We start from the raw sequence: 13,014 nt of genomic DNA, 5'->3' as shown, positions 1-13,014 counted from the left end.
TATATTGGACACAACATTTCAACAATATTTTCTTGGACATTTTAACTTAGAAAATATGCAAACTTAGAAGTTATGTGTGATTTTCAACTGAATGTAATCGTTGGCTACATAATTGACTATACCCAGCGAAGCAGTAAGCGTGCTTAAGTATTTAGCAATTATTTTTAAAAGGTTCGACCATGAAAAACCGTCGCATGTTCTGGCAAATAGCCGAAAAAATTCAGTCATTAATTGAATCTGGATTATACCCTCCTGGAAGTAGACTACCTCCAGAGCGAGAACTTGCGGAATCCTTTAACGTGAGTCGGCCAACTATTCGTGAGGCGATCATTGCACTAGAAGTTCTCCAGCTTGTTGAAGTGAAAACAAGCTCTGGTGTTTACGTGCTTGATAAGCCCAAAAATAACCATGATGCACCAGCAGAAAAAATAAGTGCTTTTGAGCTAACTCAAGCCCGTGCTCTCGTTGAAGGTGAGGCGGCAGCGTTAGCTGCACTGTCAATCTCCGATGAAGAACTTAAAGCACTGGCAGCAACCCTCGATGCCATGGAGTCGGGCATAGAGGCGGAAAAAGCCGACCGTGAATTCCATATCATTATTTCAAAAGCAACGCGTAACAAAGCCATTTTGCTTGCAGTGAATAAATTTTGGTCGTTGAGAGATTCTCAGCCGCAGATCACACAGGCCTATAGTAATGTTTGCAGTCAGTCAGACAGAGACAGATTGGAAGAACATACTAAAATTTACCAGAGCCTAAAAGAGCGTAACTCACAAGCAGCCCGCGCTGCCATGCATGCGCATTTTAACAGGCTTATTAATGCATTGTTCGAAGCGAGCGAGGCACAGGCTCTAGAAGAGGTTCGTAAAAAGACGAGTCAGACAAGAGACTTGTATTCGTTAAGTCATCTGCGCAACTAAATCAACACACCCCCAACGCGCCTCTAACATACAAAAATAAAAAAACCTACTATGCAGCGCCTCGCATAGTAGGTTTTAGATACCCCTTGTTAGCTTTTCTTTCTAATAGCTACTCGCTGTCTGCGTAGTTGTCGTGGCTGTTTTTGATAGAGTAGAACGTGACTCTCGCTCGCTCATCGGCGTTGCTTGAGTTATTAACATGATAGACGCCGACCTTAAAATACATATATTGGTCTGCTTCGTCATAACGACTTCCCGTCATATCGTACGTACTCACTACATCTGCTTTACCTTCTCTAGAGATGGTTACGAACAGGGTGTTGCCAAGCACTTCAATGGTGTAGCTGAAAGGCTCGTTAAGGGCTATGCCGTCACTGGGGTTACTCGCTGTACTACTTCTAGACCCAATCATTTCAATCCAGTCTTCGCTCTTCTCCATAGAGCCATCAGCGCTGGCACGCTTTTCGTGAGCATAATAAATAGCGCCCTTGTCATTGTTAGGCAGCTTGCGGTAATACAGCCTTACAGGTTCGTCATCATTAGCATGAATTTGGCCGATAATGACTCTGCCAATCTGATAATTTTCACCCGTTGTACTCACTTCATTGACAGCTAGAGACACGTTAAGTTTACCGTCAACACCGCCCGCTGCTGTTTGTGCACTTTGCGGTGCAGAGCTAAATACCCAATTGTTTTTATTTACGCCCTGAGTGCTAATGCTTTTATTTCCCCGTCTTAGCATTTCTCTAAGCTCAACTCGCACGTAGCTGGTGTTTTGAGAGGTCTTAAAGCCATAGGCTGGTGAGCGCATTACAATGCCTGCATCATCACTGGCATAGAAGTATTCTGAGTTGGTGTATCCATCGGCCAGTTCGTTCTCATAAATACTGTCTGATGTTCCAGAGCCGTCCTCGTCGGTAGGCACGCTCACATACCAATCGAGTAGTTCAATACCTACTTCATTGGGAAATACGTCGACAATTTCTCCGTCGCCCGCTTCGCAGTTAAATGCGTCAACTTCTACTATGGCGGTTTCATCATTTACTGAATTTCCCGAACCCGTGATGCGAAGAAAATTCGCGGTTGTTGGCTCTTCAAAGCTGATAAGTTCAAAGCCTGAATGTCGACCGCTAGAGCTTTCATTGCTCAGTATGGTGCTCCAATCGTTGCCATCTGACGAACCTTCAACTGAGAAGCGATATGTACGCTCACTGCCTTTAAACCATTTAATTTGAAGGCTGCCTACCTGTCGCTCCTGATCAAAACCAAGAGTCAGCGATTCGTTACTAAAGTTACTTTGCCATCTCGATGCGCTAGTTGTATCGTTATCGACAGCGTTACTTGCCCCGTAGCTATCGCTAGATGAACTATCATCTGTTGATGCGCTAATTGGCAGTGAGGTGGTAGAACATGTTTGTCCCGTAGTGGAGGGCGGTGAAGGCACTTGCTCTGGCACCGACTCGCTAACTGGCTGCGATTGAGAGCCGGAGCCGCCACCGCCACAGGCTGTTAGCGTTAAAAGGGTACACAATAGGTATAAGCTACGCATGAAATATTGCTCTTTAAGTGTAGAAAAAATGAAGCGCAGAGAGAAGGTAGGGCTACCTTCATGTCTGCGCTCTTTGCATTGACAAGGTTGATCTATTTGCAAAGCTGCTAGCACTTACAATGGTGTTAGTACTTGAATTCAACGCCTGCAAAAACACGTGGGCCGTAAACATTAATTTCTGCGAAATTATCACGTGAAGGTCGATACTGTCTTTTCGGGTCGTCAAACAGGTTGATCGCCTCGAGTCTGAATTTCCAGTTGCTGTTTAAGCGGTATGACAAGCGAGCCTCAAATATTTCGGTATCGTCTACATAACGAACTGCACCAGGTGTAGCCAGGAATTGCTGGAAGTAATTACTACGATATTTGTAATTTACCGCCACATTAAAGTTCTCATACTCATAGTAAACTTGAGTGGAAAGTACGTGCTCAGAGAAACCAAATAGATTCGCCGGTGGCACAATGCCGAAACGCTGCTCAAGTTCACCCGTGCTTGAATTAATCACAACTGAGGTACCAAAGCTTTCATCTTCAAATTCAAAGTTTGAATCTGCGTAGTTATAGCTCACCTTAAAGCCAAAGCCATTTAACCAGCTGTCTAAATAAGAGAACGAGTGTGTAGCGGTAAGCTCTAGACCGTAAATTTGGCTTGAATCGTCACTTGTTTGAGGGGTAGTTACAATGGTATCCACTGACTCGCCATCAATTTCAAATGATTCAGTTTGCGACGTATTCGAGAAACCACCGTCGAAGGTTTTATAGTAAAGGCCAAATGCCAATACGGTGTCTTCATTAGGGTAGTATTCAACTGCAGCGTCTAGGTTCCATGACATAAACGGGTCTAACAGTGGGTTACCAACTGCAACTGCACGGCCTACGGCATCTGACAAGTTACCTGTGACTACTTCGTCATCTATTCCGGTAAAGCTTCGACCAAATCCTAAGTCAGATGGATCAGGGCGAGATAGTCCGCGATAAAGGCCGCCACGTACAAGAATGTCATCACGGACATCTACAATAACGTTTACACTTGGCAATAGTTCGGTATAGCTGCCGCCGCCTTCTACCTGTTCTAGGTCTCCTTCGACAGGGCTTATTGCAGTAATAATGCCGTCAAAGTCTCGCTCAGCCGTAAGCGGGCCGCGATATGAAATTGAGGTTACGTCAGTCTTAACTACACGAAGACCAAAGTTGCCTCGCACACCATAATCACCAATGAAGGTGTCATAATCGGCCTGAAGGTAGGCAGCGATTGTGTCTTCTTCCATATCAACAGCGGCGATATCGCGGGCATCGGCTTCGTCATTGGTAGGCATTGAGTTTGCGATAGTGCGGATATCACCGTTTTCCAGCGTCAACGAACTAAGAAGGTTTTCTGCTAAGCAGATAGGGTCAAACGTGGCAAAAGAATTGCCCGTACCGTTTGTCAGCACATTGCCATCGCTATCCACATTGGTAACTAAGGGAGCACCGCCGGTTTCGTTGTCAAGAAAGCCTGACTCAGGAAATACCGTGTTACGACATGCTATGTTTGCTGCAGCTGCCGCATCGTTACTGAAGGTTAATTCTGTTCTGTTGTTGGTGCCGCTTCCGCCAGGAACACTTGCGTATTCAAGTTTAGACACTCGTAAACCACCTTTTAAACCCACAATAAATTCTGAGTCAGGTATATAGTCAAAGTCTAAGCGGGCAGCATTAACGTCGTTGAAACGAGACTGATTTAAGTCAAGACGAGTTCGTGCTTCATCTGCAAAGGCAGCGTGATAATTTACGTCAAAGTTTTGCAGTGTCCACGTTGGTACTAATGAACCATTATTAAAGATTTGCGCAGCGGTAAGTACTTCACCATTGCTATCTGCACCTTCAACGTTGTTTTGATAAATATCTCTGTTTTCAGATTGAAGTCGAGTTTGAATAATGGTTTCTACCCGCTCTGTTTGCGAAGCGGCGTAGTCAAACATCACTTTTAATCTATCGTTAACGGTATATTTAATATTAATACCGCCGCCATTGTATTTCTCACCGCGTTCAGCATATTGGCTATTCGTTTCGATATTTTGAAGTGCAGTAAATTGACGAAGTGCGCCGTTTTCGGTGGCCACCAAATTAAACGGTAATCTTTCAGATTCAGGGGTGTTAAAACCGTCTATGTGGTTTGCCTCAGCAAACACTAAGTCGTTACGAATTTCGCTGAAGTCGCGGTTTGAATACTGATAGTCGGCATTTATTTCTAGTTTATCGTTAGGTTGCCACTGCACAGCACCAAACACTGATTCACGGGTGTCGTCAGTAATATTTTGTCTAAAAGAGTTTTGAGAGCGGGAAAATACAAAAGGAGTGTTCGCATCAGGGGCGTTGCCACTTTCGTCTGCCACAAGGTCAAGGGCGCCACCACCGTCTTCACAATCAACACGGCCTTGGTTAATTCCGCCATCAAACCCAGGCGCAATGCGACAAGCGTTCCACGAGGTGCCTGTGCGAGCCTCTTGCTCGGGGTTACTTTTGGTGTCCCGTTGTAAACCAATTGAGAAGCCAAAATCACCTAGCGAGTCAGTTTCAATTTGATCTACAAAGCTGGTTGTAATGCGATGCCCAAAATCACTTACTGGATCTTCCAAGTCGTAATTATCAGGGTTCATGTTGCCTTTGTACGACAATTGAAAGCGGCGCTTTCCGTAGTCCAAAGGTCTGATGGTATCGAGGTGTATTTGCCCAGACACACCACCTTCAATTAATTCAGCAGATTGGGTTTTGTATATCGCAACTTTGTTAAACAACTCTGATGGAAACTGAGAAAAGTTAACAGACCGGTCGCCACTGCCGTTAGCAGCTTCACGTCCGTTCATTACCGTGCTTCCTAGATATGGACCTAAACCTCGAATTGATATTTCCGTTGCACCGCCTTGCTCTCTGTGAGAAGAGGCGCCGGTTAGGGTTTCTAACGCTTCACCAATAGACAAGGCCGGAAGATCGCCAATATCGTCTGCTGAAATACCGTCGACAATTTCGGTAGACTCGCGTTTTATCGATATCGAGCTTTGGATCGTTTGGCGAATCCCTCGAACTTCAATAACTTCGGTTTCTTCAGCAGATTCACCTTCGCTCTCTTGCGAATAGGCAAAGAGGGGAGCCATTGTCATTGGTGCGCAAATTACACCAGCAACGAGTGAAGGGCGGTACGCTTTGCGTATCGCTTGCAATACTTGGCTTAATCTTGTTTCTTGTTTTAAATCAGTGTGCATAAACGTGATGTCCATTAAAGTTTCAACTACCAAAATTGAAGTAAGGCGTTCCTTGTGAATCCATGCTGTCCATATACCAGGAATTAGGGTAACCAATACTGCCAAGGTGTTACCAAAATGAGTAGCAATTGTTACCAATGCTATTCTTTTGTTTACACATTGGCAATAACATTTGGTAAATACTTATAATTCTCTTTAGCGTTACCGCTCTAACGACGGCGCAATATAAAGCTCGTCATTCTTATTTTTAATGACTGTATTTAACGACTGTATTGTTAGTGCCAGTATCTCTATTCACCGGCAACCGGCGACGTACTTTCACTTAATTTAAGTTTTGAGAAGCTCACTCTGGCATAGTCGCCATTGGCTTCATCTTCTTCCCAGTTTCCCGTGCCTAAACATGCTGGATACCAAAACCCTGCTTTTTCGCTTGTACTGCATTGGTTGTATGCGCCAGCCTTAAAGTAGTTCCAGTCGAGGGTGTAACCATAGGGGTGATCGAACTTATCAAGTTCACCATTAGCATCCACTGCATTGGCTAGGTTAATCTCATACTTCACCGTTTCGTGGCCTTTAGCTTCAAAAGTCAAATACATAGTGTCTTCGTGAACGTTGACGGTATAAGACATTTCATCACCCAGTGCGATGCCCTCACTACCGGGGTTGGCAGGCTCTTTCCATGTGTTCCCCCAAACTGGATAGGCAATGTCGGTTCTATTCGGGTCGTCTTTAGGAAGGTTGCGCTCGTAAGTCCAAAATACCGAACCGGTTTCGTGTTCTGGCCACTTTTTATAATAAATCTTCAGAGGTTCATTACCCCAGCCGAAACCCTGTATTTTTTTATCCCACTTAGTAGCGTGGATCTGACCAATTACAACGGAGAATGCGGGGGGTCTATCGGGGTACTTGGCCCTTTTTGCTACGTGCTCTACTTTCAGTGTGGCTTCCATTTTTCCACCAATGCTGGCGAATCGTTTTGCAATTGGATTACTTGCCACCGTAAAACTGTTTTTCGGAGATTGTGTTTTTATGCGGCCGTCATCACCTTTAAGCATCTGACGAAGTTCGCTGCGAGTATTTGTCGAGTTTTTGGTTGTTAGCGCCTTGTTAGGCGCAGTAAAGACCATGTTTCCTTCATCATCAAGGTAGAAAAAGTTGGGGTGATGAAAGCCCTGTAAGTCTTCTACAGAGATATTATCAACCTTTCCATCGTTATTATCATCCACAGGAAGCGTTATATACCACTGAGAAAGATCAAATCGCTCTGACGGTACGTCGACAGCTACCCCTTGGCTTGAAAATAAGACGAAGCTTGAAAAGAGTAACGTCGTAAATTTTTTAGGTCGTATTTGCATAACGAAGTTTTCACATGTTGTTCACTTTGTTTTGCATATTAACAAACCAAATAAATTTACCAATAATTATTTTTTGACAAACCAATTATTCGAATTGAAATGGTTTTAAAGCTTATTCGATTAAGGTCTTTAAATACAAAGAGTGCACGCCTGCGCACCGTGAGATTGCTCTACGCAAAATTAATTTTTGTAACTTACCGCTTGATAAAGCTTTCAAGACTATTTGTTAATTTTTTGTATTTAATTATGGAATATGGTGAGGGATTGTGATTACATACCAAAAAATAAATTGGTAATAATTAAGCTTTTTGTTGGTAAGGTTTTGTTTTTCAGCCTTCACAACGGTCAAGCATGGGTTTAAAAAAGGAAATAGGTGAACCGTGATGAAAATAAAGAGTGTGTTTACATTGAGTATGTTGAGTTTGACGCTTTACGGGTGCGGTGGTTCAGACGCACCTGGAAATCAGCCAGGCTCAGTAACGCTTTCAGGAAACGCTATCGCTGGCGAAACGCTCAGTGCGAGTGTGGAAGATGCAGATGGTTTTGATGCAAGCGCTGTATCCTATCAGTGGCTAGCCAATGGAATTCCTTTGTCTGACCAAACAAGCTCGTCCTTTACACTAACTAGTGCCCAGCGCGGCGCTACCATCCGCGTATCAGTGACCTATGTGGATAATGGTGGAACTCGCGAAGGAGCGACATCAAACGAGACTTCTGAAGTGCTTGCCAATGAAGCGGGTGCAATTACGGTTTCTGGTGCTACCACCGTTGGCTCGGTGCTAACAGCTGAGGTAACAGACGGCAATGGCTTGCCTGAAACGGTCACCTATTCTTGGTCAGCGTCTGGGACGGTAATAGAGGGCGAGACGGCTCAAACGTTAGAGCTTGGTGAAGCAACTGAAGGGACAACGATTACGGCCACTGCAAGCTATACCGACTTAGAAGGCTTCGAGGAAAGTGTTACCTCAGAGCCTACTGAAGAGATTGCTCCTTTCGGCACGAATACCCCTGCAGAAATTAGTGGGCTAACCGCTACGGTAAGTAACGATGTGACTGATCCGCTAACGGGCTCAGTGTCCGTGTCTGATGTGGATGAAGGGGAAGCGACAATTGTCGCACAAACAGACACCACTATAACTTATGGTACGTTCTCTATAACGGAGTCTGGCGACTGGTCATACAATCTAAACACAGAAGACCCAACGGTTGCTGGCTTAGCCAATGCCTCTGAGTCGGTTGAGGACAGTGCGGTACTAGAATCTGCTGATGGAACAGTTGCTACACTGGTTATCACCATTATTGGTGTTAATCCTGCGAGCGGTAATAATCAGGCTGCTGTTATTAGAGATTTAACCGATGACGATACAGGAGAACTTCGTTTCTCGCTTCCCGAAGCACTAGCCGCTGGGAGAATTGAAGCAAGCTTCACCAGAACAGATGACGACCTTGGCAGTACTGATGCATTTATAAGCCTATTTAACTCGGGCAATAATAATGCAGGCTCTATCATTGACTTACGAATTCGCGATGATCAATTTGCGACTCGCTACCCTGAACGCTCATTTGATGGAGTGGATGTTACACCAGGAACTTTACAAGATATCGTGATCACATGGGCTTATCCTGATGGAAACACCGCCGCGGGTCAATTGCCAGTCATTACTGTTGAAATTGACGGCGAAGCAGCGGTTGATCCATTCACCCCAGATGGAAGCAATCCTGAAGGCGGCGTGACAACTATTTCATTCCGTTTTGGTAGTAACTCTCTCGTGCTTCCTGAAACCGGTCAATTTACCATTGATGAGTTTGCTGTATACAGTGATGTAAATGGTGACACTCTGGTATTTGAAGATGATTTCTCTACTTACAGCGCCGGCTTTAATCTTGATTCAGAAGTGAGTGACACTTCCCCTTACGCCACTAATACAGAAGACGCTCTGGTTGAAGAATATGGTGCAGCGTCTGGTGACGGTAATCAGTACGCACGGGTTATTGATACTGACGACAGTGATACGGGAGAATTGAGATTTGCACTTCCAGAAGCACAAGCTCAAGGTAAACTTGACCTTCGTTTTACTCGTACTGACGATGACGCAGGCAGCACTGATGCTTTTATCAGCCTATTCAACTCGGGAAATAATAACGATGGCTCAATCATGGACTTACGAGTAAGAGATGATTCCTTCGGTTTGCGCTACCCAAGTATGGATATCGAAGGGGCTGTAGTCACTCCTGGTGAATTCCAAACGTTAAGTGTGACCTGGGCTTACCCCGACGGAAATACGGCGGCAGGGCAACTACCTACTATTACGTTGGAAATTGATGGCGAAGCGGTAATGGATCCGTTTGAGCCAACTGGCAGCAATCCAGAGGGCGGCGTGACGACGATATCTTTGCGATTTGGTAGCAACAGCACGGCGCTTACGCAAGATGCCATGTTCTGGCTGGACGACCTTATCATCTATGCAGACACTGCCGGAACGAACATCGTGTTCCAAGATGATTTTCAAAGCTATGCAGATGGTGAAGACTTAGACCCAGACAACAACGCAAACTCTGTTTATTCAAGTAATACTTCAGAGGCAGTGGTAGCAACCGAGCAGTAAAAGCAGGCGTGTTGCTAAATAACATTGCAACATCGGTTGCCATAGAATAAAAGTTGTTGAATAAGACAAATGCCCGATACGCTAAAACGTATTGGGCATTTTTTTAGGGCAAAAAAAAACGCACTTTCTCAAGTGCGTTTTTGTGTTTTTAAAGCGAGTTAGCAGCAATTCATTGGAGGATCGCTTTTGCTTTACTGACCTTTAATTTCAGAAAGGCCGTTATAGGTTGCTGCACTACCAAGCGCTTCTTCAATACGTAGAAGTTGGTTGTACTTAGCGACACGGTCAGAACGGCAAAGAGAGCCAGTTTTGATTTGACCTGCGGCAGTACCTACCGCTAAATCAGCAATGGTCGCGTCTTCAGTTTCGCCAGAGCGGTGAGAGATAACGGCGGTGAAGCCAGCGTCTTTCGCCATTTTAATTGCGTTAAGCGTTTCTGTTAGTGAGCCAATTTGGTTAAATTTAATAAGGATTGAGTTTCCAATACCGTTATCGATGCCGCGCTTCAGAATTTTGGTGTTAGTTACGAACAAATCATCACCAACAAGCTGTACTTTGTCGCCAATCTTCTTCGTTAAGCTTTCCCAGCCGTCCCAGTCACTCTCGTCTAAGCCATCTTCAATAGATACGATAGGGTACTGTGAAGAAAGGTCAGCTAAGTAGTCACCAAACGCTTCTGAATCGAAGCTCTTATCTTCACCAGATAATACATACTTACCGTCTTTATAGAATTCAGACGCTGCACAATCTAGTGCAAGGGTAATGTCTTCATTCATCTTGTAACCAGCGTTTTCAACGGCTTGTACGATAACAGCAAGTGCTTCAGCGTTAGAGCTAAGGTTTGGTGCAAAACCACCCTCATCACCCACAGCGGTGTTAAGACCTTTCGCTGACAGTACTTTCTTAAGTGAGTGGAAGATTTCAGCACCCATGCGCAGTGCTTCTTTAAAGCTTTTCGCGCCAACTGGCTGAACCATGAATTCTTGAATATCAACGTTGTTGTCTGCGTGCTCGCCACCATTGATGATGTTCATCATAGGCACAGGCATTGAATATTGACCAGACGTACCGTTTAAGTCAGCAATGTGCTCGTAAAGTGCCACGCCTTTTTCAAGCGCGGCAGCTTTTGCTACAGCAAGAGATACAGCAAGGATAGCGTTAGCACCAAGGGTTTCTTTGTTTTCAGTGCCGTCTAAGTCAATCATCACCTGATCGATATCAGACTGTGCTAGTGCGTCTTTGCCTAGCAGAGCCGGAGCAATGGCGTCGTTAATAGCCGCTACTGCTTTAATTACACCTTTACCAAGGTAACGAGACTTGTCGCCGTCACGCAGTTCTAATGCTTCGCGGCTACCCGTAGAAGCGCCAGAGGGTGCAGCAGCACGACCCATAACGCCAGACTCTAAATAAACGTCTGCTTCTACAGTTGGATTACCGCGTGAATCTAAGATTTCACGTCCGATGATGCGACTAATTTTCGCCATGTTATTTCCTCAACAATTGATGTGGGAACGCAACGGGAAAGCGTTCCCTTTATTAGAAACTAGTGATTTTCTTTCTGGTATTTGCCTGCAGCTGCAACAAACCCCTTAAACAATGGATGTCCATCGCGAGGTGTTGAAGTGAATTCAGGGTGGAACTGACCTGCGATAAACCAAGGATGGTCAGGTATTTCGATAACTTCTACAAGTCGTTTATCAGTGGACAAACCACTTACTTTAAGGCCCGCAGCTTCGATTTCATCGCGAAGATTGTTGTTCACTTCATAGCGGTGACGGTGGCGCTCGTAAATTTCGACGTTGTCATACATTTCATGCACTTTAGTGCCTTCAATTAAATGACAAAGCTGGCTACCCAATCGCATTGTACCGCCAAGGTCTGAGGTTTCAGTGCGTGTTTCGGTTGTGCCCGCTGCATCTAGCCATTCCGTGATTAACCCTACCACAGGGTATGCAGTTTGTGGGTCAAATTCGGTGCTGTTGGCGTTATCCATGCCTGCAACATTTCGCGCAAATTCTATTAGCGCAACCTGCATGCCTAGACAAATGCCTAAATAAGGCACTTTATTTTCACGGGCGTAGCGAGCAGCTTCAATCTTACCCTCAATGCCACGCTCACCAAATCCGCCAGGCACTAAGATAGCGTCTAGCTTATCAAGAATCTGTGTACCTTTACTCTCAACATCTTGAGAGTCGATATGATGAATGTTAACGGTCAATCTGTTTTTAAGTCCAGCATGCTTTAATGCTTCGTTAACGGATTTGTACGCATCTGGCAATTCAACATATTTACCAATCATGCCAATGTTAACTTCGGCCGTTGGGTTGGATTCTGCGTAAAGCACCTGTTCCCACTCGACTAAATCGGCTTCTGGGCAATCAAATCCAAAGCGATCCACAACAAGCTGGTCCATTCCTTGCGCTTTAAGTGCGGCTGGAATGCGATAAATACTATCAACATCTTTTAATGAGATAACCGCTTTGTCTGCGACGTTAGTGAAGAGCGCGATTTTAGAACGCTCACTGGTAGGCAGAGCACCTACAGAACGACACACAAGAATATCGGGTTGAATACCAATTGAGCGCAATTCTTTAACCGAGTGCTGAGTGGGTTTTGTTTTCACTTCACCGGATGCTGGCATGTAAGGTACTAGCGTAAGGTGCATGTACATAGCACGCTCGCGACCCACTTCAGTGCCAAGTTGGCGAATGGCTTCTAAGAAAGGTTGTGACTCAATGTCACCTACAGTTCCGCCCACTTCTACAATAGCAACATCATGACCTTCAGCACCCTCAATTACGCGACGTTTAATTTCGTTGGTAATGTGTGGAATGACCTGAATGGTGGCCCCTAAGTAATCGCCGCGACGCTCGCGTTTAAGTACTTCTTCGTAAACACGGCCTGTGGTGAAGTTATTGCGTTTTGTCATACGGGTGCGAATAAAGCGCTCGTAGTGGCCAAGGTCAAGGTCTGTCTCTGCACCGTCATCGGTAACAAATACTTCACCATGCTGTATAGGGCTCATTGTGCCCGGGTCGACGTTGATATAAGGGTCGAGTTTTAACATGGTAACGGTGAGACCGCGTGCTTCAAGAATTGCTGCTAATGATGCTGCTGCAATACCTTTTCCAAGCGATGAAACTACACCACCAGTGACGAAAATATAATGTGTCATGCGAAACCTAGAACGTTAGGGTTGTATGGTAAATATAGGCCGATTTCAGAAAGAAACCATCTACACTTTGGACGGGGCGATAGTATACGCAAAACCATGTAAACAGACAATCTATTTGCCTACATGATGTGCAAATTTACGCCAGATTTACACCAAGTTCAGGCCAATTG

The 13,014-nt window shown here is 45.0% G+C and carries 7 protein-coding genes; 2 read left to right on the top strand and 5 right to left on the bottom strand.

Features of this window, described 5'->3' with window-relative positions:
- The first annotated feature begins 179 nt into the window (after positions 1-179).
- Positions 180-917 carry a FadR/GntR family transcriptional regulator gene (locus tag AC27HD_RS05935; RefSeq protein ID WP_032094299.1) on the top strand — a complete coding sequence of 246 codons (738 nt, stop codon included), beginning with the start codon at positions 180-182 and terminating at the stop codon, positions 915-917.
- A 109-nt stretch (positions 918-1,026) separates the two neighbouring features.
- Here the strand turns inward: AC27HD_RS05935 and AC27HD_RS05930 are convergent, their stop codons facing one another.
- The 3 genes from AC27HD_RS05930 to AC27HD_RS05920 form a co-directional block, all read right to left on the bottom strand.
- Positions 1,027-2,466 carry a polysaccharide lyase family 7 protein gene (locus AC27HD_RS05930; protein WP_487104425.1) on the bottom strand — a complete coding sequence of 480 codons (1,440 nt, stop codon included), beginning with the start codon at positions 2,464-2,466 and terminating at the stop codon, positions 1,027-1,029.
- A 125-nt stretch (positions 2,467-2,591) separates the two neighbouring features.
- Entirely contained in the window at positions 2,592-5,846 is a 3,255-nt protein-coding gene (locus tag AC27HD_RS05925; RefSeq protein ID WP_487104424.1) for a TonB-dependent receptor, read from the bottom strand.
- A gap of 152 nt (positions 5,847-5,998) precedes the next feature.
- Positions 5,999-7,063: a polysaccharide lyase family 7 protein gene (locus AC27HD_RS05920; RefSeq protein WP_487104422.1), complete on the bottom strand. Its 1,065-nt coding sequence runs from the start codon at positions 7,061-7,063 to the stop codon at positions 5,999-6,001.
- Between the two features lie 383 nt (positions 7,064-7,446).
- Here AC27HD_RS05920 and AC27HD_RS05915 point away from each other — a divergent pair, with 383 nt between their 5' ends.
- Positions 7,447-9,669 carry a VCBS domain-containing protein gene (locus tag AC27HD_RS05915; RefSeq protein ID WP_487104704.1) on the top strand — a complete coding sequence of 741 codons (2,223 nt, stop codon included), beginning with the start codon at positions 7,447-7,449 and terminating at the stop codon, positions 9,667-9,669.
- A gap of 191 nt (positions 9,670-9,860) precedes the next feature.
- Here AC27HD_RS05915 and eno read toward each other — a convergent pair whose 3' ends face one another.
- Together eno and pyrG are read right to left on the bottom strand one after the other, a co-directional pair.
- Positions 9,861-11,153 (bottom strand): phosphopyruvate hydratase, encoded by a 1,293-nt coding sequence (gene eno, locus AC27HD_RS05910; protein WP_487104420.1) that lies wholly within the window; start codon positions 11,151-11,153, stop codon positions 9,861-9,863.
- 59 nt (positions 11,154-11,212) lie between these two features.
- On the bottom strand, positions 11,213-12,844 hold the full coding sequence (gene pyrG, locus AC27HD_RS05905; RefSeq protein WP_487104418.1) for a CTP synthase: 1,632 nt from the start codon (positions 12,842-12,844) through the stop codon (positions 11,213-11,215).
- Positions 12,845-13,014 lie beyond the last annotated feature (170 nt).

The organism is Alteromonas sp. 4NS20-0143 (assembly GCF_057542855.1).
This window is presented reverse-complemented; position numbering and strand designations above follow the sequence as displayed.